Here is a 20,462-nt window from a genome sequence, read left to right on the forward strand (position 1 = left end):
GAGCCGAGGTGAGACCTTGAGAGACGACGGGACGGAAAAAACGGATATGTCCGGTGACGGCGTGGCCCTGTCCGACAAGTTGAGGCGCGGTGCGCTGTTCAGTCAGGGGTGTCCGTCGCGGGAGATCCTGAAGCATCTGACCAGCCGTTGGGGCGTGCTTGTGCTGATGGCACTGCTGGAGCGCGATCACAGGTTTTCCGACCTGCGCCGGAAGGTTGACGGGGTCAGCGAGAAAATGCTGGCACAGACACTGCAGACCCTTGAAGCGGATGGCTTCGTCAATCGTCATTCGTATCCGGTGGTTCCTCCCCGTGTCTCCTACAGTCTGTCTCCCATCGGACAGGAGGTGGCGGTCAAGGTCCGGGACTTCGCCGATTGGATCGAAGTCAATATCGGCCGGATCCTGACGGCAAGGGGAGACGCCTCGCAGGCGCGCGCGGAAGCGGCCGGTGCCGGGACTATCCGGCAGCCTTGAGAGTGGACGCCTGCGCGCCGGCACCCAACAGACAGGTTTCGCTGGCGGCGTCCATCGGCACCATGAGTTCCACCGTCATGCCCTCGACCACCGCGTCCTGCACGGAGGCGAGCTGACCGAGCAGGGACGTGATCTTCAGACGGCTGCCGTCCGGTCCCAGAACCTCGACGGGGACAAAGATCGGAATATTCTCCCGGAAGCTCTCGTCGAGCCCGTCCAGCAGGCCGCTTTCGCGCGCCTGCTCCAGAAGTTCCGCCAGTTCCGGATCTTCCGCGGCTTCCCGGTAGAGCCGCGCGGCGAAGATCGGTGCGGCTTCCTCCCAGTTTAGGATGCGGTCCCGGAAAGCCTGCGACAGGAAGATCCTGAACAGGTTCGGCGGCTCGTTCCGGTCTTCGTGAAACCCGGACAGAAAGAGGTTTCCGGGCTGGTTGCGGCGCAGGATCGTCCAGCGCTTGTCGAGCACATAGGCGGGAAACGGCCAATGGGCGAGCAGGCGTGTCTCGATCAGGTCAAGTGCCTCGACGATGTCGGGCGAATCCTGAGCGCGGCATCTGTAGGGGCTGGCGAAGCCCGCGGCTTCATAAAGCACCTGTGCGCGCGCGACCGGAAGGGCAAGCTCGCGCTCAATACGCTGGACCATGTAGCGGCTTGGGCTGGCACGCCCTGTTTCCAGAAAGGACACATGTCGCTGGGTCGATCCAAGCCGGTCCGCCAGTCCCGCCTGAGAGAGGCCGCGTTCGCGGCGCAAGGACTTCAAATTGCTGCCGAATGTCATCAGACCGTCCATGTTATTCCCGGCAAGGGAATTGCCGGGGACATGAAATTATCTAGGGTCCGTACCGTTCCCGCGCAACCGACACCCCGGAGAGACCTATGACGACCTGGATCCTTGCCGTTCTTGTTCTTTACTTCTGCCAGATCTATCTGAGCGCAGCGCTCTATCTGCCGGCGGAGGGCCTGTTCCGCCACGCGGGCGGACGCGATGTCTTGCCCGACAAGGGCAAATTCACCGCCCGCTCGGACAAGGCGCTGGTCAACATGAAGGAGAACCTGCCGTTTTTCCTGGTGCCTGCGGTGCTTGCCTGCGTCCTGCCGGAAACGGACATGGACCTCGCAGTGATCGGGGCGCAGGCTTTCTTTTTCGGCCGTCTTGCCTATGTGCCGCTTTATCTCAGCGGCATCCCGGGTCCGCGGTCGATTGCCTATGGCATCGCACTGGCAGGGACGATCCTGATGGCCTGGGCCCTGGTACCGGCCTGAGCCGATTGAGCGCAAGATCGGCTAGCGGGTATACTGGTCGACGATCTGCCAATAACGCGGATCGCGCCAGACCTGCGAGACAGCGGCGGCCAGCCGGGAGCTTATCTTCGGATCCAGGTCCCGGTTGGCGACCAGCCACAGGATGCCATGGCTGACCGGTGCGCCGACCACGAGGTCTTCCGGATCGTACCCCTGTTGCTGGAACATGTACCGCGCCCGTATGGACATGGTGTACCAGGCGTCGATACGGCCGGCACGGAGCATCGAACTCATCTGGTCCGCCGAGGAGATCTCCTCGAGATTTCCAAGTCCGGACCGTTTCAGAATTCGGCTGCGCAGGCTGCCCAGATGGACGCCGATGACCTTGTTGTTCTCGATGGCCTCCTCGATCGTGTCCAGAGGCCGGTCCAGGGTCACGAAAGAGCTCTGGGTATAGAGAAGAGGGGCGATGTACCGGAATTTTTCTTTTCTGCTTGCGGAGTAGGCGGCCGTGAACAGCAGCGATCCGGGCGTGGTCTCCGCAAGCACCTGCGCCCGCTTCCAGGGAGCGTAGCGGACCTCGATCTCCAGACCGGCTTCCTCGGCGACCAGTTCCATCAATTCGACGGAAATACCCTTGTGCTGCTTGTCGATGGACAGTGGCGGCAGGTAGCCGGTGAAGGCAACCAGGCGCGTTGCCGTTTCAGCCCGAAGCGGGCTCGCGACAAGGAACCCCAGACAGAGCAACAGCGCGGGTGCTCGGAATATTCGTAGAAAAGACAAGCACATCTCCCGATGAAGAAATCATTCTTATCGGCAATAATGCTTATGTAATGTAACTGAATTCTGAATCACTACGCCGGGATGCCAATAAAAAGGCAAAAACGGTCTGTGTGGTGGCTGCTTTGTCAAAATTTCTATCAGGGGTTGTTTTTTCGGGGTTATTCGGCCTCGTTTTTCCCTACGGGCTTTCTGCCGCCGTGCACGAAATTCATGGCATGGCCGTTCATGCAATACCGCAGGCCGGTCGGCGGCGGCCCGTCGGGGAAAACATGCCCCAGATGGGCGTCGCAGCTGTTGCAGCGGATCTCCGTGCGCACCATGCCGTGGGACGAATCCTCCAGTTCGCGGATGGCATCGGGCTCCACGCTCTGAAAGAAGCTCGGCCAGCCGCAGCCCGCGTCGAATTTCGTGTCCGACATGAACAGCGGCGCGCCGCAGCACACGCAGTCATACCGGCCAAACAGGGTGTTGTTCCAGTACGGCCCGGTGAACGGGCGCTCGGTGCCGGACTGGCGGGTCACATAGAACTGATCGGGGGACAGTTGTTTCATCCATTCCGCGGTGCTTTTCCTGACACGCGGGCCTTCGGTGGCCTGGTCCGTGTTTTCTTTGCTCATCCCACAAATCCTTCTCTGCCGTCTGCTCCAGACATAAGCGCGATGCAGGATGGCGACAAGCCGTTCCAGACGGGAAGCCGGTCAGCTAGCGTGTGAGAGAACTCATCACGGACTTGACCCGGTTGCCCCCTTCCTGGCGCGCCTTGAAGACGCAGTTTTCAGAGGCGGCCAGCAGGAACTCGGAGCTTTCCGCAATCCCTGCCTGTTCGGCGACCGCGCAAGCCGCGCCGACAGACGCGGTCATGACACCGTTGCCGGCACTGTTGTCCGGATTGGGGATGCCGAGATCCTGGATGGCGACATGTATATAGGCGCTGATTGTTTCCACACCCAGTTCGTGTGTTCTGGGCAGAAGCAGCGAGAATTCCGAGGACGCGGTTCTGGCAGCGATGTCGGCGGGACGCCGGGAAGTTTCCATCAGCGTGTTGGCGACCTTGGTGAGGCAGTCCTCGGCGGCGCTCGGACCAAAATGTTCGCTCAGGGCATCGAAGCGGTCGAGCGAAACCTTGATCAGGCCGGTGTGGGTCTTCTCGCGCAGGGCGATTGCCCATTCCCGCTTCAGGGCATCCTCGAAAGCCCTGCGGTTGTACAGGCCGGTCAGAGGATCTGTCTGGGTGGCCGCTTCCAGCAGCCATTCCAGTTCCTTGCGTTTGGCAATGCTGCGGAAATAGACCGCAAATGCATAGGGCGCACCGGCCGGATCATGCAGAAGACGGGTCGTGACTTCCGCCCAGGCCAGGGTGCCGTTGGCGGACCGGAACTGCAGTTCCGCGCAAGGCAGCGGCGCAAGCGGGTCGCCGCCGCCTGACAGTATCAGGTGCAGCAGTTCCGCGTCCGCGTTCAAGGAGCCGACATAGACAAGATCGCTGAGACGGTCCGCGAGCTTGTCGGCGCTCCAGCCGAACAGCTTTTCCGCGGCGGGCGAGATATAGAGCGGGGTCCCGTCAAGCGTCACGAGCGCGAGGGCATCATTGCTGAGTTTGACGAGGCTTTCGAAGTCGATGCTGGACGAGCGAAACAAATCCGCCTCGGGCCGGTGATCCCTGTCGCTGTCCAACGCCATATTTGCCTCGCTCAGTTCACCGGCAAATCCGGCTGAACCGAAACCTGAAAGTCAAAAGACATAACAAAGTCAACGGTATTTACGCTGCGAAATCAAGAGGCAAGGGCGGTTCGGCGAGAGACCGGCCTGTGCCGGTTGTTCGGATCGGCGCAAGGAACCCGCAAAACCGTCCGCAAAACCCCTGACGCGGTTCGCCGGCGGCCTGCCGGCATCGGGAAAATCTGCAGAAGTGAGGCTGTACGATGCCGGACCCTTGTAAAACTGCGCAAGCGGCTGTTCGAAAAGTCTGAAAATCGGCATTCGGGAGCTTGAAGAGGCGATTTCTACTGCCTAAGACATGTCATAGACCTTCCGGATCGCTATGATCCGGCGAGCCAGCGCTGATTCGACCCGATCCGTGCTGAGGTTTCACTCTTTATCGTGACGAAAGATCAGAATGACGCCAGCAATGATCGACGACACCACACTCTATGCTGTCCTCGCCCCCTTTGCTGCGGCTGTGATCGCGCCGTTTCTGACACGCAGGTTCAAACACAACGCCGCCTGGCCGCTCGCGATCGTACCCGCGCTGATCTTCCTTCATTTCGCCGGCTTCGTCGAGCCGGTGTCCAGGGGGGAGAGCTTCGTCGCGGCCATGGCGTGGGCTCCGGGCTACGGAGTGAATTTCTCCGTTTATGTGGACGGATTGTCGACCCTGTTCGCGATGCTGATCTCCGGGATCGGAACTTTCATCATCCTGTATGCGGGCGGCTACCTGAAAGGACATCCCCAGCAGGGCCAGTTCTTCTCGTTCCTGTTCATGTTCATGGGGTCGATGCTCGGGCTGGTGCTGTGCAACAACCTGATCTCGCTGTTCATCTTCTGGGAGCTGACATCGATCACCTCCTTCCTGCTGATCGGTTTCGATCATCTGCGCGCGGCGTCCCGGCGGGCGGCGCTGCAGGCTCTGCTGGTGACCGGCGGCGGTGGCCTGGCGCTTCTGGCCGGGTTCATCCTGATCATCTCGGCGACCGGTGAAATCGAAATGTCGGTGCTGCTGTCGTCACCCGACATCATCAAGGACACCACGCTGTATCTGCCGATTTTCCTGCTGGTGCTGGGCGGCGCCTTCACCAAGTCGGCGCAGTTCCCGTTCCATTTCTGGCTGCCGAACGCTATGGAAGCGCCGACACCCGTCTCCGCCTATCTGCATTCGGCAACGATGGTGAAGGCCGGTGTCTATCTTCTCATGCGCATGCATCCGTTGCTGGGCGATACGGTGCTGTGGACAACGGTGCTGCCGCTGTTCGGGGGGGTGACGCTGCTGGTGGGCACGCTGCTTGCCGTGCGCCAGACCGACCTGAAACTGATGCTCGCCTATACGACGGTCGCCTCGCTCGGCCTTCTGGTCATGCTGACGGGCACAAGTCACGAGAAGGCGCTGGAAGGCGCGGTTCTCTACCTGCTGGCCCATTCGCTGTTCAAGGGCGCGCTGTTCATGGTGTCCGGCACCATCGATCACGAGGCAGGAACCCGCAACGTCACAAAGCTGGGCGGTTTGCGTTCGGCAATGCCGATCACGTTCGCGGCCGCCTGTCTTGCGGCTCTCTCCATGGCCGGGCTGCCGCCGTTCATCGGCTTTGTCGCCAAGGAAGTGCTTTATTACGGGACCTGGGGCTGGCCCGGGTTCGGGCTGGCCGTCACCGCGACCGCGGTCATCGGCAATGCCCTGATGCTGGTCATCGCCGCTGCCGTGGCCATCAAACCCTTTCTGGGCCCGAAGGTGGAGACGCCCAAACATGCGCATGAAGGACCTGTCCTTCTGTTCGCCGGGCCGGTCTTTCTCTCGGTCACGGGGCTCGGCCTCGCCCTGGTCGCCCACACAACGGGCACGCTCTTCATCGGTCCGACCCTGTCGTCCGTGGCCGGACGGATCATGGAGGTCGATCTCCACCTGTGGCCGACCAAGATCAATGCGCCGCTGATCCTGTCGCTGATCACGATCGGGCTCGGTATCGCCCTGTTCACGCAGATCGACCGCTTGCGGAGCCTGATCGCCGGCGCGCTGGCGGCAATCGGGTGGGGACCGGACAGGGGGTTCGATCAGGTCGTCGCCGGCATCGTCAGCTTCTCCGGCTGGCTGACACGGCTGGTGCAGAACGGCAAGATGCAGACCTACATGATCCTGATCTTCGGTTTCACGGCCGTGGCGGTGCTGCTGCCGGGATATCTTACCGGCAGCTACCCGGCCATGCCGAAAATGCCGGAATACCGGTTCTACGAGTGGGGCATCTTCCTGATCGCCGTTCTTGGGCTGATCGCGGTTCTGGTCGCCAAGACGCGTCTGACGGCGATCGTGTCCCTCGGCATCCAGGGGTTCGCCGTGGCGCTGATCTTCATGATGTTCGGCGCGCCGGACCTGTCTTTCACGCAGTTCATGGTGGAGACCCTGTCGGTTGTCATTCTGGCTCTTGTCATGACACGGCTGAACCTGTCGCCCAGCGATCACCGGCCCTGGCCCGCAGCCGTCCTGACGGGCATCGTGGCCATTGCCGTCGGCCTCGGTCTGACGCTGACCATGCTGGCGATCACCCAGCAGCCCTTCGATTCGCGCCTGTCCGATTTCTTCGCGCAGTTCAGCAGATCGATCGCGCATGGCCGCAACATCGTCAATGTGATCATCGTCGACTTCCGCGGCTTCGACACGCTCGGCGAGATCGCCGTGGTCGTGCTCGCCGGCCTGTGCGTGCTGGCCCTGATCCGGGTGCGGACCAGGCCGGACAAGACGGCACAGGCGTCCGAACAGGAAGCCATGCAAACCCAACAGGCCGAGGCCCGCTGATGCGCACAATCATCTTCCGCACCATCGCGCCCTATCTTGCCGCGCTGATGGTCCTGTTTTCGATCTTCGTGCTGCTGCGCGGCCACAACGAACCCGGCGGCGGTTTCATCGGCGGCCTGATCGCAGCCTCGGCGCTGGCGATTTTCGGTATCGCCTGTGGCGTGGCCTCGGTCCGCCGCGCCATGGTGTTCCATCCGATGGGCGTTGCCGGCTTCGGGCTGTTCATCGGCGCGCTCGCAGGGACCCTGTCGTTCTTCAAGAACCAGGCGTTCATGACCAGCCAATGGCTGATATTCGATCTGTTCGACGTGGAGGTGGCCCTGTCGACGCCGCTGGTCTTCGATATCGGCGTCTATCTGGTGGTTGTCGGGGCGATCGGTTCGATCGCGCTCGCGCTTGAGGAAAGGGAGACCGACTGATGGAAACCGGTGTCACAATTCTGATCGGTCTGTTTTTCTCCGTTGCCGTCTATCTGATGCTGTCCAAACAGCTCGTGCGGATGCTGCTCGGCATCGCCATTCTGGGCAACGCGGTCAACATGCTGATCTTTACCAACGGCAGGCTGACACGCGAGGTGCCGCCGCTGATCCCCGAAGATCTCTACGTGCCTGCAACCGCAACGGCCAATCCGCTGCCTCAAGCCCTGGTGCTGACCGCTATCGTGATTTCCTTTTCCTTCTTCGCCTTCTTGCTGGTGCTGGCTTTCCGGGCCTATCAGGAACTCGGCACGGACGAGGTCAACGAAATGCGTCTCGCCGAACCTGAAAACGATCAAACTCCGCCGCAGGGGTACTAATATTTATGGCCGGTTCTTCCCAATCCGTTGATCTTGCCCTGGCCATGAACGTCCTGCCGGTTCCGGCGGGCGACTGGCTGGTGGTCGCGCCGTCGCTGATCACCATTCTGGGCGGGTCGCTCTGCCTGATGCTGCGCAAGAACACCGATCTGCAGCCGAAACTCGGTATCGGTTTCCTGGCGCTTCTGGTGCTGGCCAATGTCGGCCTTCTGATCCGTGTCCTCGACACGGGCATGATCACCATGGTCATGGGCAGCTGGCTGCCCCCCTTCGGAATTGCCTTCACCGTGGATACGCTCGGGGCGACCCTGTCGCTGATCGGTTCGGTGGTTGCCTTCTGCGCCGGCGTCTACGGGGCAGCAACTGTCGACAACACGGGCCGGCGCTACGGGTTCTATCCCTTCCTGTTGTTGCTGATGACGGGTGTCTGCGGCGCGTTTCTGACAGGCAACGTCTTCAACCTCTACGTCTGGTTCGAAGTCCTGCTGATTTCCTCCTATGGCCTGCTGGTGCTCGGTAACGACCGCATCCAGCTGGACGGAGCCGTCAAATACGGTGTGCTCAATCTGGTGGGCACGAACCTGTTCCTGATCGCCACGGGCCTGCTTTACGGCATCTTCGGCACGCTCAACATGGCCGACATCGCCATGAAGGTCTCCGCTCTCGAGAACCCGGCATCCGGCACCCTGGCGACCGTCGCCGCACTCTACTTCCTGGCCTTTGCCATGAAAGCGGCCGCGTTTCCGGTCAACTTCTGGCTGCCGGCGTCCTATCACACGCCGAATGTGGTGGTGTCCGCCGTTTTTGCCGGGCTTTTGACCAAGGTCGGCGTCTATGCGCTGATCCGGGTGCTTGTCATGATATTGCCCGCATCGCGCGGGTACCTGGCCGACGTGATCAGCGTGGTGGCCATCGCGACACTCATGACCGGAGCCTTCGGCGCGCTGGCGCAAAGCGAGGTGCGGCGCCTTCTCGGTTACCTGGTGATTGCCGGGATCGGAGCAATGCTGGCCGGTGTGGCCGTCGGATCCGTGCTGGCGATGTCCGGCGCCATTTTCTACGCCGTCCACTCGATCATCGTCATGACCGCGCTGTACATGGCCGCGGGCGTCATGAGCATGATGGGCGGATCCAGCGACCTGCGCCGGCTTGGCGGTCTCTATCAGCAGAACGCCGCCTTCGCGGGCGTGTTTCTGGTACTTGGCTTCGCCGTTTCCGGACTGCCGCCCTTTTCCGGTTTCTGGCCGAAGGTCATCCTGGTCGATGCGGCCTTTCAGGACGGACGGGCCTGGCTGGGCGCCGCGATCCTGGTGAGCGGCTTCCTGACGACAGTGGCCATGGGCCGTGTCTGGATATACGCTTTCTGGCGCGGCGGGCCGGAAGGAACGCCGGATGGTCAATCGGTGTCCGGCATGCCCGGAGAACCGGTGCAGCTCGCCGGAGCCGCCATGTGGCTGCCGCTCGGGATACTTACCGCTCTTGTCGTCTATATCGGCCTTCAGCCGGAATGGATGCTGGAACTTTCAACGCAAGGAGCCAGCGGTGTCGTCAACCCGTTCGGTTACCTGCGCTCGGTTTTCGGAGGTGAGGGATGAACGGTCTCTTTCTCATCAATATCCTGATGGCGCTTGCCTGGGGCGCCGTCTCGGGCAGTTTCTCGGAATTGAACCTGGCCTTCGGCTTTATCCTGGGGTTCGGAGCCCTTTACCTGATCCGTGAACAGGTCGGGACGGGCGCGTATTTTCAACGCGTCGTCAAGGGGTTCGGGCTGGCCTTGCTGTTCGTTTACGAACTTGTCCTGTCCGCCTGGCGTGTTGCGATCATCGTGTTGCGGCCGAAAATCGAGCTGCAGCCGGGGATCATCGCGTTTCCGCTGACCGTCGACCGGGATTTCGAGATCACGATGCTGGCCAACCTGATCACACTGACCCCGGGAACCCTGTCGGTGGATGTCTCCGAGGACAGAAAAATTCTCTACGTCCATTGCATCGACGTTCCGGACGTGCAGGCCACGATCGACGACATCAAGAACGGGTTCGAGCGCAAGATTCTGGAGGTGTTCCGGTGACACAGTTTGAGACCTTCGCCGGCCAGTTTCTCGACGCCAGCGTGCATATCGCCTTCGCTCTTCTCACGATCTCCTTCCTGATCATCGTTTACAGGACGGTGAAGGGGCCGAGCCTGCCTGACCGGGTGGTTGCGCTGGACATGCTGGTTGCCGTCGGTATCGGCTTCATCGCCGTCATCGGCGTGTCCACCGGGTTCTACCTTTATATCGACATCGCCATCACGCTTGGTCTGGTCGGTTTCCTGGCAACGGTCGCGTTTGCGCGATTTGTGCTCAATCGCGGGTTGGCGGGCGACAAGACCATCATGGATGAAGTGGAAGAAAGCATCGCACGCAGGGAGGCCGGACAATGACCGCGGTCGTTGAGATTGTCACCGGCATCATGCTCATCATCGGCGCGTCTTTCGCGCTTGCGGCATCGATCGGGCTCATCCGTTTGAAGGACGTCTACATGCGCATGCATGCGGCCTCCAAGGCCGGCACGCTCGGGTCGGGTGTCATGCTGCTTGCCCTTGCCGTGCATGCCGGTGACCTTGCCGTTGTCACCCGGGCTGTCGCCGGCGTGGTATTCTTCCTGCTGACCGCCCCAATTTCGGCCCATTTGTTGGCGAAAGCTGCCTACGCCGCTGGATATCGGCCCTGCGCAGACACCAAGGAAGACGCCCTGGCTGAAACGGTGCGGCCAAAAGGCTGAGGGCTGTTTCCCGGGGGGATGGTTGGTGCATGCACAATACTATCGGTCCATTGTGAAACAAAGTGCACAGGCTCCTGTCAATATTTGTATAATTTGATTTTTATTGATACTGATCGATTTTTATTTGGTTTCCGGGGTTGTCGTTTCTGAAAGTCGGCGATATAAGGCTGTAACGATTTCCTGCAAAGTAGAATCGTTTTTGATTTTCGGATCTCCAAGTAACGGAAATTCTAGAACCGCTTACGTGCCATTCGATTTGCAGGTAAACACAAATGCTTAATTTAAAATCAGAAGAGAACGGGTGACATATGACTGACAGTCCGGTGGACATAAATCTGATTGATCTTACGGCTGACATCGTCTCCGCCTATGTGAGCAACAACACGGTTGCATCAACAGATCTGCCAAACCTGATCAGCGAGATATATGGTGCGTTGGAGAAGACGGCGAACGCTTCCAGCGAGCCAGAGCCTGAGCCGCTGAAGCCCGCCGTGCCGATCAAGAAGTCGGTCATGCCGGACTACATCATCTGCCTGGAAGACGGCAAGAAGTTCAAGTCTCTGAAGCGCCACTTGCGGACCCATTACAACATGACTCCGGAAGAATACCGTGAGAAGTGGGACCTGGGCACAGACTATCCGATGGTCGCACCGAACTACGCAGCCGCCCGTTCGGAACTGGCGAAGAAAATGGGCCTCGGCCAGCAGCGCAAGCGTTCCAAGTAACGCAGCCCGCTATCCGACTGTCCTGAGAGCTGCTCCTTGAGCAGCTCTTTTTTGTCGGGAATCCTTTCCGATTTCCCGAAGGCGACCGCCGTCAGGGGCAGGCCGCCTCGAGGGCCTGTTGCGCATCGGTGCGAATGCGGCCGACCATCGATCGCAGCCCGTTGGAGCGCTGGGGTGTCAGGTGGTCCTGAAGGCCCAACTGGGAAAAGATCTCCTCGACATCGGTCTCCAGAATTTCCCTGGCGGACTTGCCACTGAATAGAGCGGTCACGATTGCAACGAGACCCTGGACGATCAGGGCATCGCTGTCGCCCTTGAAGGTCAGGACCGGAGATCCATCCGGCCCCTTCTCGATAGAGGTGATCAGCCAGACCTGTGACACACAGCCGCGCACCTTGTTTCCGTCCGTCTTTTCGTCGGCGGACAGATCGGGCATTTCCCGGCCGAGGTCGATCAGATATTTGTATCGATCTTCCCAGTCGTCGAGAAATTCAAAGGTTTCAAGGATTTCACTGAGGCTTGCTGTCATGGCACCGGTCTTTGAAGGAGGCTTTCGACTTCATATAGCCCGCAAGGGCAGTTGTGCAAACGGGGACATTGAAAGCAGTCTCACACATTTGCAACGAGAAGGCGGACCGGACATTCGGGAACGGACGCAACTGAAAACAAAAATACGCCGCAGATGAAATGGGCAGCTATCCATCTGCGGCGCAGCGGAAGAACCGCTGAAGTGAAGCCGTCTTTGCGATGCCGTTGGACGGCACCGCGTCAGCGGGGCGCAATCGACCGTTTCAGAACCAGGAGGTCATAAGTTCGTCGGCGGCCTTGGTGCTCAGGTTCTCAGGCCCGAGCGTGGTTTGGACCGTGGCACCGGTCCAAGTTCTGTCTCCACGGTGGAGACGTTGTCGAGTTCGCGCGGACCGGCCGCGTCGCCGGGACGTGCCTGCTCCATCCAGCCGGCGACCGCGTTTCCGGTCGAGCCGGTCACGACAGGCTCGTCGCCGGAACTGTCGGCAATTTTTGTGTCGAGGTACTCGTAGACGATGCGGGCGCCGTCACGTGCCCGGCTTCCGATCACGGTGAGTGCGTTGCCGCCGGTTTCACAGGCAAGCGGATTGCGGCTGCAAAAACCGCCGAGGTCCGAGACCGTTGCCTGCGCGGCGAGGAACGCGGAGACAGGATCGACATTTTCGGTCGGAGTGGTTTTCTGTTCGGACCCGAATGGAATCAGGGCCAGAACCAATGTGAGCCAGAAGGCCGTTCGCAAGAGAAAGAACATGTCGCTACCCAATAGTCTGTTCTGTCTGTGCGCGCCCTTGTGCCGTGGGCACGCTTGTTATGAAGGAACGATAGCAGCGACAAGAGAATGCCCGGTTGAACCGGAAAGACCAATTTTCATAAAATAAAACAGGTGTTTGAGTGAAATTGTCTGAGAATTTGATTCAAATTTGAATGAATGCCCGGCAAGGTCCTGATTTCAGGCCTTTTTCGGAAAAAATCGACCTGCCGATTTCATCCTTTATCGTTCCTTAAGTGCTGCGGACGACAATGTCTCCACAATGGGTGCAAGCGGCTGTGTTCGTCGTTGTCGTATGGTAGAGTAGCGTGCGTAACTTTCTGAAATCATTTAATAATGTACTGGGGCATTGGGCCGCCCGGGTGAACGGAATGGTTCATCCCGAAGCCGCATCCGATTCTTTTCTTGCTCCCTTGCACCGTTCCTTCCTGATCAGTTGCTTTGTCAGCGGGGGCGCCGCCCTGATTGTGCTGCCATTGCATCTCGCGCTGGCCGGTCCGCCGCATGCGATCATCCTGCTTGTGCTGACCTGGATGCTGATTCAGTGGCCGCTGGCGCTGTTCCTGTCCAGATCTGGAGCGCTTGACCGTGCCATCGGATTGTCCGCCGGACTGTTCGCCTGTCTGGTTGCCGCCGTCTGCCTTCTGACCGGAGGGACAAGCTCTTTTGCCCTTGCGTGGTTGCTCGTGGCGCCCATGGAGGCGGCCTTTTCAACAGGACGCAAAACCTCGGTCGCGGTGACGTTGCTGTGTGGCGGGCTGCTTGCGGTCATCGCCTTGTTGCCCCTGCCGCCGATGCAGCTTGCCGTTCCGTCCGGCAATCTGGTTGCGGTCACGACGCTGGCAGCGGTGTTATACGCGGGGATCCTGTCCTTGAGGCTGACACTCGATCGCAAGCTGGCCCGAAATATCGTCGGTGCCTGCGAGGCACGGCTGAGGGAGATGGGGCTCGCCATTTCCGAGGTTGTCTGCGAGTTGGGAGCGGACGGTTCCCTGAGAGTGCTGGGCGGCCCCGTCAAGCAGCTCATTGGCCACCTGCCGCTTGCCCATGACGAGGACTGGCTGTTTCCGAGGCTCCATGTGGCGGATCGCCCGCTTTACCTGACACATGTGTCAGGGGCACGGCACAGCGGCGAAACCCGGGTCGTTGACGTGCGCCTGCGCGTCGGCACCTCGAACCCCGGGGAAGCAGGGCAGGCGGACTACCGTCTCCTTGAAGTGACCGTGCGCCCGCTCCCGGCGGAGCGGAGCACCGGTGACGGCCAGTTGGTGCTGCTGATGACGCTCCGGGATCTGGCGGAGCGGCAGCAGGCGGCCGGGATCAACGTCGAAGCCACGGACGGCGACGCGCTGCCGCCCATCAGCCGTGCGCCGGAGATCATGCGGCCGGATGGAATTAGCCTGACCGGAGGTGCTCTGCCCCGCGGTCTGACGCGATCGGGAGAGCGTGATGTTGCGGCCCTGGACGCGGGCCTCGACCTTGATCCGCGGCAGGAAAGCGGGCGTCAACCCGATCTCCCCGCCATCGACATTGGCGGCTGCCTGGAGCAATGCCGCGATCTGCTGATGCCGGTTGCCGCACGTCGCGGGATCCTGTTGGAACTTGCGGCAGGCGCAGACCTGCCGGCCGTGGCCATGGACAGGAAACTGTTGCGCCAGGCGCTCTATTCCGTTCTTGCGGACATGATCGGGACGTGCGCGGAGGGCGCCGTCGTGACGGTTGCCGCTGTTGTTGAAACCGCCAGACTGGATTGCCTGATTTCGGTCAGAAACCGGCAGTCCGGCGCGCTTTGGAGCGTTGACGGATCAAAACTGGCATTTGACGTTGCCGCCGGGCTGCTGGAACACACGGACGCCCACATGTCGGTTCTTGCAACGCAGGGACAGGGCGATTGCGTGATCGTGCATCTGCCGCTCAGCGCATCTGCCCTCGTGAGCACCTCCGGCACCGGCCGGCTGGCGAAAACGGCATAGGCGGTCGCATGGCGAGGACATCAAGACCGCAGAAACAGAAAAAGAAGCAGGCGCCGAAGCACACCGAGTCGCTGATGGCGAAGGCCGGGCACGTGGCGCTGGACAATCCGGTTGCCGCCGGCGGCACCGTTGTGATGGGACTGACCGCCTGTCTTATCGTTGCCAATGCGGTCGGGCTTCAGCCAGGGCGTCATCCGGCCCCGTTCTTTGCCACCCGCGAGCGGCCGGATACCACGCAGATGCCCGAGCCGGACGGCCGCAGTCCGGGCCTTCAGATCCAGGAAATTTCCACTCTGGTGCTCGACATCCAGATCTCCCTGCGCAAGATCGGCCTTTATGAAGGTCCGCTGGACGGCCTCAAGGGACCGGCGACGGAGCGGGCGATCCGGGCGTTCGAACGGCGGGCGGAACAGGTGGAGACAGGTGAGGCGAGCGAGGCACTGCTGGCGCTTGTCCTCATGCACAAGGATGCTCCCGCCGAAGACATGGCGCCCGTACCCCGGCGCAAGCCGGGGTTCTCGGGCACGGTCTCCCTGCCGGGGGAAGAGGCTGCGGTGTCGGATGTAGACGCCGATCCCAGGCTCATGAAAATCCAGCAGGCGCTTTCCGAACTCGGGTACGGTCCCTTGACGGCGGACGGGCTGATGGGAGCCAACACCACGGCCGCCATCAAGCGGTTCGAATTCGACCGCGGCCTGCCGCTGACCGGCGACCCCGGGGCGAAGGTGATCGAGCGCCTCGAGATGGTCAGCGGGCTGTCCCTCTCCGGATAGGGCCTGCCCGGGTCCGTATCCTGCTGGAAGGCCGGTTGCCGGAATCTATCTCGTGACGTAACAGCAATCGTCGTTGATCGGAGAAGTGCCATGCGCGTCACCTCGGAGTTCTTTGTCAGTGCGCTGGTCCGGCGTGTCTTCGGGGAGGGTGGTTTTGCCGCGGTGTCCAGGCGGGGAGCGCCGGAGGCCGGTGCGGTCTTTGTCTGCGTGGACCGGCTGGATGGAACGTTCGATTTTTACGGCCCGGCGCCGCAGGCCATGTTCGGTGACGAGCCTCTGGGGCGTCTGTTTGAAAGAAATCTGGAAAAGAGTGCGCGAGAGGCCGTGGACAGCCGCCTTGCCGGCGAAGCCCGCATGGACCCGGATTACTGGCTGGTCGAGATCGAGGCACGCGACGGCCGGGTGGAGCTGCCGCTTGCGCAGGAAAACCCGGGTCCTGATCCGGGCGCGGGGCTGTTCCGTTTTTGAACCGCCTGGGGCGGCAACGGATCAGGATCCGGCCGTTTTTCCAAGGGGCACGCTTTCGGGAAGCTTTGCCGCGGAGGCAATGCCGCCGCGCCTGCCGGTGTCCTGAAACTGGGTCTCGTGCCGGGGCTGCGTGCCCTGGTCCTGCAACATCCATTGATCCACGAGCACTTCGGCGGCGCCCATGCCGAGCGTGCGGTACAGGCGCAGGAGACCGCGCAAGTGGTCCAGCGACAGTCCGGGGCAGAGCCGTATCAGCACGGCCGTCACCTGTCGCGCGCTCATGCCGAGGGCTTTCAGGGCGATCGTCAGCCCGTCTCCCTGGTCTTGCCGCAACAGCAGCTCGCATGTCTCGAGGGGCAGTCCGAGACCCTGGCTCAGGAGATCCGCGAAACGGGTCGCGTCCTGACGGAGAGCCTCGCGGTGCAAGCCGTCACAGAGCTTTCGGCGCGGGGGCCGTGCGCGCACCTGGGAGCCGGAACCTGGCGCCTGGGCCTGTTTCACAAGGGACGTCATTTCCGCCGCGGCGATGGCCCTTGCCTTGAGCTGATTGGGCAAATGCAGGAATTGTCCCATCAGACCGTCCGGATTGAGGGCATCGCGACCGGCCAGTTCCAGGCCGAGGGTGGCAACAATATCGCTGCGCCTGCCCAGCCTGGCCCGGTGATCCGGTGTCAGAGTGACGTTGTTGCGGTCGAGCAGAATGCCGATCACGTTGGCCCCGGCATGATCGCACAACGCTCCGATCACCGATTCGCGCAGGGAAGGCCGGTTGGCGATGGCCTTTCTGAGGGAATCGGGACCGGCCACCGCGGTGCGCAGGAGGAGATCCACAGAAAGCCCCGGACTGTAACGAAGTGCCGGATAGGCAGTCAGCTCGTCGGGGTCTCCGGCAAGCGCACCCAGGAGATCCTCCGGAATTTCAGGATGACCGGCCAGCAGCGTGGCAATCCTGCGCCGGTCCTGCAGCGAAGTGGACGGCAGGAGATTGCAGGCGAGCTCAAGAAAAATCCGTTTTTCTTCAACGTCGTGGCGCGATCTCTGGGTGAAGAGTTCAGTGGCCGCGAGAAGAACGCCGCGATCCGGACCACTGCCGCGCATGTTCGTGTCGGTGGAAGGTGAATTCGGCACAAAATGATCGAAACGTTTGGATTGGCGCATGAGACCCGACTACTCAAAACAAAAGACCGGACCACCGGTGGGACTGACTTGCTTCAAATTGCCCTAAAAGCGTTAGCATGCTGTTAACCCTGACGGCTTCCTAATGAACAAGCAGCAAGTAATGCGTCGCCCGTTTGACCGTTTCCCGCCGGTAATACGCCGCTAGGGGAGACCGGAACCGAAGGAGGAGACGATGGGCACTTTGTTGAACTTTTCATCCGCACAGCGGCCTGCCGCGCGCTTGAAACACCGCTCCGACCGGCACCACGCGGCCGAGCCGGGCAGCTTTGGTGAAGTTATCCTCTTCCCAGGTGTGCGCTATGAGCGTCATGACCTTGATCTTGCCGCGCGAATCGCGACCATCGGAAAAGCGGCCGGACCTGCTGGTTCCGACAAGGACTGACGGTCCAAGCCTCTCCAGCCGCTTCTGATCACCCGAGGGACAACCGGACGGGACCGGGACCCACGCGCGGTGATCGATCGAGACGTGTCGGAGCATCTGACCAGCGGTCTGGAGACACGCCCTATGGGCAAAGGCAACGCGGTTCATTCCGCCGCCGCATTTTTTCGGGACAGGGAACAGGGCGCGCCACGGGGTGTCCGGCTTGCTGCTGCGCTGCTGGTCGGCGCCAGCCTGTGCGCCTGCGTCCGCCCCACGGGAGATTTCGACAGGGCCAGACCTTCCGTCATTCACGACAGGGTGATGCCGGTCGCCGGGAACGAAGCCGCGCGCTTGCGTGGCGATCCGGTTTCCAAGTTCAACTATACCAATGACGAGAAACTGCTGCGCAACCGCGGCTGGACGCTGATCCGCCCGCCCTGGACCAAGGACTGGATCGGGGGCACCATCGTGGAGCTGTCGCGCACGCGTGTGCTTCCGGAAGTGGAAGGCCGGGTGCCGCCGGATCTTTATCTCATCTATCTGCGCTCCGACAGGTTCCTGTCGTCGGATGCCCGCTATGACAAAATCGCCGCCGACGCCAATGGTGATGCCGAACTTGTCATGCCGTTCTGCGAGGTGGCTCTGCGCGTGAGGACCGCCGACGATGAACGTTTGCGCGTCCTCAAGAACAAGCCGGTCACGACGGAAGAGACCTATGACGGCGCCAAGGCGCGGGTCTGGGAAAACCGGGTGATGACCAAATGGGTCAGTCAGGCCCTGCGTTACCGCATCACCGCCTACAAGAAGGCGCTGGAAGGCCTTGAAATCGAGACGCCGACCCGTAACCGGGTCTGGAAAGTCAACAATGCCATCCGCGAACTGGAGGGCCAGGTCCGAATCGCCGAAGCCGGCTGCGGCGCGGAAAGTCATTCCGGAGATAACAGGCCAGCGAAGCGGTCCAGGATCTTCACGGGCTGGGGCACCGAGCGCGCGCCGGTGCAGAAGTAGCGTCTTCGTGAAAAAAAACTGTCCAAACCTGTGATATGGGAACGATTAATTTCCAGGCAGGATGCCGGGACGGGTACAACCTGCTATTCAAACCGACCGCCCGCGGCGTTGGATGACAACGCCGGGTGATGCACGAACCTCCCGCAACGTCAGTGATTTGCTGGATGCGCGATGGCAAGGCGATCTAAACTCTTGGTTGTATTACATAATTATTCGCTCATTTGGCAGCTTCCTGCAGTGCAGCATTTTTGTGCAGAACAAAGATACAATTGATTACAATTGCTTATCTGGAAGCCGGCTGACTTTTCCGTGATACTCAATGGATCATTGGAATGTGACTTGCCCTTCAGCCGGCGAGGAACTAGACGGTGTAGTTTACATGTCGGCTTTTTTGTAACTTGAGGGTGAGCCATGAACCCGAGCGTCGATCTCATTGTGAAAGAGGCCCTTGCTCATCAGCATGCTGGGCGCATCCAGGTTGCACTCGGATTGTTCGAGAAGGTTTTGCAGCAGGATCCTCGGAACCCGCAGGCGAATTTCTCACTCGGCATCGCGGCCTATCTGAACGGCGATCTCGGGGTCGCCATCGAATTGCTGCGCGTCGCGGAACGCAAGGCTTCCAAGCTGCCGCAGGTCCATCAGCTGCTCGGACTGGCGCTCCTGAACGCGGGCGATCTCGCCGGGGCTCAGAACTCCCTGAAAAAAGCTGTCGCGCTGGCTCCCAGGCAGGCCGATTTTCATTCCCACCTCGGTGATCTCTACCGGTTGAGGCGTCAACCGGTGCTCGCCCGGCAGAGTTACGAGAAAGCGTTGGCGATCGATTCAGGGAATGGCTATGCGTTGATCGGTCTGGGGCAGCTGGAAATCACCATCGGTGACATCGAGGCGGCCGTCGTCTGGTTTCGAAAGGCGATTGACGGAGGAAAGGAGCTGCCGACGGCCCTGCATCTTCTTACCGGCACCCGGACCTACAAGGAAAGACCGGTCGAGCTGGACACCATCGAAGGCCTTCTGTCGCAGGACGTTCCGCGCGCCGCTCCCGATCAGGCCAACCTGCACTGGGCCGCCGGTAAGGTCTATTACGATCTGGGAGATACCCAGAGAACCGTCCATCACTTCCGGACCGCCCGCCAACTGCGCTACCCGCCTTTCGACCGGAAGGCACACGAGGAGCGGATCTCCTTCATGAAGGAGGTCTTCAACGAAAAATTCTTCGCGGAACGCCAGGAGGTTCAGGACAGTTCGGAGCGGCCGGTCTTCATATTCGGCATGCCGCGTTCCGGGACCACGCTTGCGGAACAGATCATCTGCCGGCACTCGCGGATCGCCAGCGGGGCGGAACTCTCCTATTTCAGGCAGTTGCAGCAGGATCTGGGCCTGAGGGGCGCGCCCAGTGCAGCTTTGGAAACGCGGTTGAAAAACCTCGGACCAAAGGACTATCAGCGGTTTGCCCGGAGCTACCTGGCTGAACTCAACCAGATCGACCGGCGGACGGACCGGGTGACCGACAAGATGCCGCACAACTTCGAAATGCTCTGGATGATGAGCCTGCTGTTTCCCAAGGCCACCTTCATCCACTGTGTTCGCTGCCCGGCCGACACCTGCATTTCGCTCCTGTCACACTCCCTTTCGCCCTCTCACAACTATTGCCTGTCCCAGGAAACGCTCGGCCGGTACTTCCAGACCTACACGGATTTGATGGAGCACTGGGCCAAGGTCCTGCCCGTGAAGCTGCACCAGCTTTCCTACGAGGAACTCGTGCACAACCAGGAACGGGAAAGCAGGGCGCTGCTGGCACAGACCGGCATGGACTGGGAAGATGACTGCCTGCAGTTCTACCAGGGCGACAGTCCTGTCACGACCTTCTCGAACCTGCAGGTCCGCAGGCCGATGTTCCAGTCCTCGATCGGTCGCTGGAGACGGTACAAGGACCTGTTGAAGGATCTGTTCGTGGCGCTTGGGCCGCTGGCGCCGACAATGACGGATGGCGCCGCAGGCCTGCTCGCCGGTCACGAGGAGCGTCCCAATCTTCCAGACAATGATGTGGCCCGGCAGCACCAGGTTTTCCAGCAGGGCCAATAACCCGGTCCGAAACACATGAAACCCGGACACTTGAAACCCG

General features: G+C 61.0%; 23 protein-coding genes. 16 read left to right on the top strand and 7 right to left on the bottom strand.

The window, feature by feature from the left end; genetic code table 11:
• The first annotated feature begins 46 nt into the window (after positions 1 to 46).
• Entirely contained in the window at positions 47 to 475 is a 429-nt protein-coding gene (locus tag AC0VX3_RS11930; RefSeq protein ID WP_475524885.1) for a winged helix-turn-helix transcriptional regulator, read from the top strand.
• On the opposite strand, the gene AC0VX3_RS11935 is transcribed toward AC0VX3_RS11930, so the two are convergent.
• Positions 459 to 1,250 carry an MmyB family transcriptional regulator gene (locus AC0VX3_RS11935; RefSeq protein ID WP_475524886.1) on the bottom strand — a complete coding sequence of 264 codons (792 nt, stop codon included), beginning with the start codon at positions 1,248 to 1,250 and terminating at the stop codon, positions 459 to 461. The genes AC0VX3_RS11930 and AC0VX3_RS11935 overlap by 17 nt on opposite strands.
• Before the next feature lie 98 nt (positions 1,251 to 1,348).
• Between AC0VX3_RS11935 and AC0VX3_RS11940 the strand changes: the two genes are divergently transcribed.
• A complete protein-coding gene (locus tag AC0VX3_RS11940; protein WP_475524887.1) occupies positions 1,349 to 1,735 on the top strand; it encodes an MAPEG family protein in 387 nt (128 codons plus the stop codon).
• A gap of 21 nt (positions 1,736 to 1,756) precedes the next feature.
• Here the strand turns inward: AC0VX3_RS11940 and AC0VX3_RS11945 are convergent, their stop codons facing one another.
• The 3 genes from AC0VX3_RS11945 to AC0VX3_RS11955 form a co-directional block, all read right to left on the bottom strand.
• On the bottom strand, positions 1,757 to 2,497 hold the full coding sequence (locus AC0VX3_RS11945; RefSeq protein ID WP_475524888.1) for a substrate-binding periplasmic protein: 741 nt from the start codon (positions 2,495 to 2,497) through the stop codon (positions 1,757 to 1,759).
• A 158-nt stretch (positions 2,498 to 2,655) separates the two neighbouring features.
• Positions 2,656 to 3,114 (bottom strand): peptide-methionine (R)-S-oxide reductase MsrB, encoded by a 459-nt coding sequence (msrB, locus tag AC0VX3_RS11950; RefSeq protein WP_475524889.1) that lies wholly within the window; start codon positions 3,112 to 3,114, stop codon positions 2,656 to 2,658.
• A gap of 85 nt (positions 3,115 to 3,199) precedes the next feature.
• Positions 3,200 to 4,177 carry a GGDEF domain-containing protein gene (locus tag AC0VX3_RS11955; RefSeq protein ID WP_475524890.1) on the bottom strand — a complete coding sequence of 326 codons (978 nt, stop codon included), beginning with the start codon at positions 4,175 to 4,177 and terminating at the stop codon, positions 3,200 to 3,202.
• Positions 4,178 to 4,613: 436 nt separating this feature from the next.
• Between AC0VX3_RS11955 and AC0VX3_RS11960 the strand changes: the two genes are divergently transcribed.
• The 8 genes from AC0VX3_RS11960 (at position 4,614) to AC0VX3_RS11995 (ending at position 11,281) form a co-directional block, all read left to right on the top strand.
• Complete coding sequence (locus tag AC0VX3_RS11960; protein ID WP_475524891.1) at positions 4,614 to 6,998, top strand: putative monovalent cation/H+ antiporter subunit A; 2,385 nt, start codon at positions 4,614 to 4,616, stop codon at positions 6,996 to 6,998.
• A complete protein-coding gene (locus AC0VX3_RS11965) occupies positions 6,998 to 7,417 on the top strand; it encodes a Na(+)/H(+) antiporter subunit B (RefSeq protein WP_348148945.1) in 420 nt (139 codons plus the stop codon). Before AC0VX3_RS11960 ends, AC0VX3_RS11965 begins: the two co-directional genes overlap by 1 nt.
• Positions 7,417 to 7,794: a Na+/H+ antiporter subunit C gene (locus AC0VX3_RS11970; protein ID WP_342892320.1), complete on the top strand. Its 378-nt coding sequence runs from the start codon at positions 7,417 to 7,419 to the stop codon at positions 7,792 to 7,794. The genes AC0VX3_RS11965 and AC0VX3_RS11970 overlap by 1 nt, the downstream gene beginning before the upstream one ends.
• 5 nt (positions 7,795 to 7,799) lie before the next feature.
• Positions 7,800 to 9,389 (top strand): Na+/H+ antiporter subunit D, encoded by a 1,590-nt coding sequence (locus tag AC0VX3_RS11975; protein ID WP_475524892.1) that lies wholly within the window; start codon positions 7,800 to 7,802, stop codon positions 9,387 to 9,389.
• Positions 9,386 to 9,862: a Na+/H+ antiporter subunit E gene (locus AC0VX3_RS11980; RefSeq protein WP_342892322.1), complete on the top strand. Its 477-nt coding sequence runs from the start codon at positions 9,386 to 9,388 to the stop codon at positions 9,860 to 9,862. Before AC0VX3_RS11975 ends, AC0VX3_RS11980 begins: the two co-directional genes overlap by 4 nt.
• On the top strand, positions 9,859 to 10,215 hold the full coding sequence (locus tag AC0VX3_RS11985) for a cation:proton antiporter (RefSeq protein ID WP_475524893.1): 357 nt from the start codon (positions 9,859 to 9,861) through the stop codon (positions 10,213 to 10,215). Before AC0VX3_RS11980 ends, AC0VX3_RS11985 begins: the two co-directional genes overlap by 4 nt.
• On the top strand, positions 10,212 to 10,556 hold the full coding sequence (gene mnhG / locus AC0VX3_RS11990) for a monovalent cation/H(+) antiporter subunit G (protein ID WP_342892324.1): 345 nt from the start codon (positions 10,212 to 10,214) through the stop codon (positions 10,554 to 10,556). The genes AC0VX3_RS11985 and mnhG overlap by 4 nt, the downstream gene beginning before the upstream one ends.
• A gap of 308 nt (positions 10,557 to 10,864) precedes the next feature.
• Positions 10,865 to 11,281: a Ros/MucR family transcriptional regulator gene (locus AC0VX3_RS11995; protein ID WP_342892325.1), complete on the top strand. Its 417-nt coding sequence runs from the start codon at positions 10,865 to 10,867 to the stop codon at positions 11,279 to 11,281.
• A gap of 91 nt (positions 11,282 to 11,372) precedes the next feature.
• Here AC0VX3_RS11995 and AC0VX3_RS12000 read toward each other — a convergent pair whose 3' ends face one another.
• Positions 11,373 to 11,810 (bottom strand): SufE family protein, encoded by a 438-nt coding sequence (locus AC0VX3_RS12000; protein ID WP_475524894.1) that lies wholly within the window; start codon positions 11,808 to 11,810, stop codon positions 11,373 to 11,375.
• Positions 11,811 to 12,113: 303 nt separating this feature from the next.
• Positions 12,114 to 12,560, bottom strand: coding sequence for a DUF5330 domain-containing protein (locus AC0VX3_RS12005; protein ID WP_475524895.1), 447 nt, complete (start codon positions 12,558 to 12,560; stop codon positions 12,114 to 12,116).
• 389 nt (positions 12,561 to 12,949) lie between these two features.
• Here AC0VX3_RS12005 and AC0VX3_RS12010 point away from each other — a divergent pair, with 389 nt between their 5' ends.
• The 3 genes from AC0VX3_RS12010 (at position 12,950) to AC0VX3_RS12020 (ending at position 15,792) form a co-directional block, all read left to right on the top strand.
• Positions 12,950 to 14,551 carry a hypothetical protein gene (locus AC0VX3_RS12010; protein WP_475524896.1) on the top strand — a complete coding sequence of 534 codons (1,602 nt, stop codon included), beginning with the start codon at positions 12,950 to 12,952 and terminating at the stop codon, positions 14,549 to 14,551.
• 8 nt (positions 14,552 to 14,559) lie between these two features.
• A complete protein-coding gene (locus AC0VX3_RS12015; RefSeq protein WP_475524897.1) occupies positions 14,560 to 15,324 on the top strand; it encodes a peptidoglycan-binding domain-containing protein in 765 nt (254 codons plus the stop codon).
• 90 nt (positions 15,325 to 15,414) lie between these two features.
• Positions 15,415 to 15,792 (top strand): DUF1491 family protein, encoded by a 378-nt coding sequence (locus AC0VX3_RS12020; RefSeq protein WP_475524898.1) that lies wholly within the window; start codon positions 15,415 to 15,417, stop codon positions 15,790 to 15,792.
• Positions 15,793 to 15,813: 21 nt separating this feature from the next.
• Here the strand turns inward: AC0VX3_RS12020 and AC0VX3_RS12025 are convergent, their stop codons facing one another.
• On the bottom strand, positions 15,814 to 16,950 hold the full coding sequence (locus tag AC0VX3_RS12025) for a DUF2336 domain-containing protein (RefSeq protein WP_475524899.1): 1,137 nt from the start codon (positions 16,948 to 16,950) through the stop codon (positions 15,814 to 15,816).
• Between the two features lie 193 nt (positions 16,951 to 17,143).
• Here AC0VX3_RS12025 and AC0VX3_RS12030 point away from each other — a divergent pair, with 193 nt between their 5' ends.
• From AC0VX3_RS12030 to AC0VX3_RS12040, 3 genes are all read left to right on the top strand, one after another.
• The gene (locus AC0VX3_RS12030) at positions 17,144 to 17,353 is read left to right on the top strand and encodes a hypothetical protein (RefSeq protein ID WP_475524900.1); all 210 of its coding nucleotides are present in this window, start codon (positions 17,144 to 17,146) and stop codon (positions 17,351 to 17,353) included.
• A gap of 69 nt (positions 17,354 to 17,422) precedes the next feature.
• Entirely contained in the window at positions 17,423 to 18,340 is a 918-nt protein-coding gene (locus AC0VX3_RS12035; protein WP_475524901.1) for a hypothetical protein, read from the top strand.
• 411 nt (positions 18,341 to 18,751) lie between these two features.
• The gene (locus tag AC0VX3_RS12040; RefSeq protein ID WP_475524902.1) at positions 18,752 to 20,422 is read left to right on the top strand and encodes a tetratricopeptide repeat-containing sulfotransferase family protein; all 1,671 of its coding nucleotides are present in this window, start codon (positions 18,752 to 18,754) and stop codon (positions 20,420 to 20,422) included.
• Positions 20,423 to 20,462 lie beyond the last annotated feature (40 nt).

The sequence above is a fragment of the Roseibium sp. QJM3NY_11 genome, from assembly GCF_056173175.1.

Coding starts and splice junctions, on each gene's coding strand:
- AC0VX3_RS11930 (WP_475524885.1), top strand. CDS start 47: ATGTCCGGTGACGGCGTGGCCCTGTCCGACAAGTTGAGGCGCGGTGCG.
- AC0VX3_RS11935 (WP_475524886.1), bottom strand. CDS start 1,250: ATGACATTCGGCAGCAATTTGAAGTCCTTGCGCCGCGAACGCGGCCTC.
- AC0VX3_RS11940 (WP_475524887.1), top strand. CDS start 1,349: ATGACGACCTGGATCCTTGCCGTTCTTGTTCTTTACTTCTGCCAGATC.
- msrB (WP_475524889.1), bottom strand. CDS start 3,114: ATGAGCAAAGAAAACACGGACCAGGCCACCGAAGGCCCGCGTGTCAGG.
- AC0VX3_RS11955 (WP_475524890.1), bottom strand. CDS start 4,177: ATGGCGTTGGACAGCGACAGGGATCACCGGCCCGAGGCGGATTTGTTT.
- AC0VX3_RS11960 (WP_475524891.1), top strand. CDS start 4,614: ATGACGCCAGCAATGATCGACGACACCACACTCTATGCTGTCCTCGCC.
- AC0VX3_RS11965 (WP_348148945.1), top strand. CDS start 6,998: ATGCGCACAATCATCTTCCGCACCATCGCGCCCTATCTTGCCGCGCTG.
- AC0VX3_RS11970 (WP_342892320.1), top strand. CDS start 7,417: ATGGAAACCGGTGTCACAATTCTGATCGGTCTGTTTTTCTCCGTTGCC.
- AC0VX3_RS11975 (WP_475524892.1), top strand. CDS start 7,800: ATGGCCGGTTCTTCCCAATCCGTTGATCTTGCCCTGGCCATGAACGTC.
- AC0VX3_RS11980 (WP_342892322.1), top strand. CDS start 9,386: ATGAACGGTCTCTTTCTCATCAATATCCTGATGGCGCTTGCCTGGGGC.
- mnhG (WP_342892324.1), top strand. CDS start 10,212: ATGACCGCGGTCGTTGAGATTGTCACCGGCATCATGCTCATCATCGGC.
- AC0VX3_RS11995 (WP_342892325.1), top strand. CDS start 10,865: ATGACTGACAGTCCGGTGGACATAAATCTGATTGATCTTACGGCTGAC.
- AC0VX3_RS12000 (WP_475524894.1), bottom strand. CDS start 11,810: ATGACAGCAAGCCTCAGTGAAATCCTTGAAACCTTTGAATTTCTCGAC.
- AC0VX3_RS12005 (WP_475524895.1), bottom strand. CDS start 12,560: ATGTTCTTTCTCTTGCGAACGGCCTTCTGGCTCACATTGGTTCTGGCC.
- AC0VX3_RS12010 (WP_475524896.1), top strand. CDS start 12,950: ATGGTTCATCCCGAAGCCGCATCCGATTCTTTTCTTGCTCCCTTGCAC.
- AC0VX3_RS12015 (WP_475524897.1), top strand. CDS start 14,560: ATGGCGAGGACATCAAGACCGCAGAAACAGAAAAAGAAGCAGGCGCCG.
- AC0VX3_RS12020 (WP_475524898.1), top strand. CDS start 15,415: ATGCGCGTCACCTCGGAGTTCTTTGTCAGTGCGCTGGTCCGGCGTGTC.
- AC0VX3_RS12025 (WP_475524899.1), bottom strand. CDS start 16,950: ATGCGCCAATCCAAACGTTTCGATCATTTTGTGCCGAATTCACCTTCC.
- AC0VX3_RS12030 (WP_475524900.1), top strand. CDS start 17,144: ATGGGCACTTTGTTGAACTTTTCATCCGCACAGCGGCCTGCCGCGCGC.
- AC0VX3_RS12040 (WP_475524902.1), top strand. CDS start 18,752: ATGAACCCGAGCGTCGATCTCATTGTGAAAGAGGCCCTTGCTCATCAG.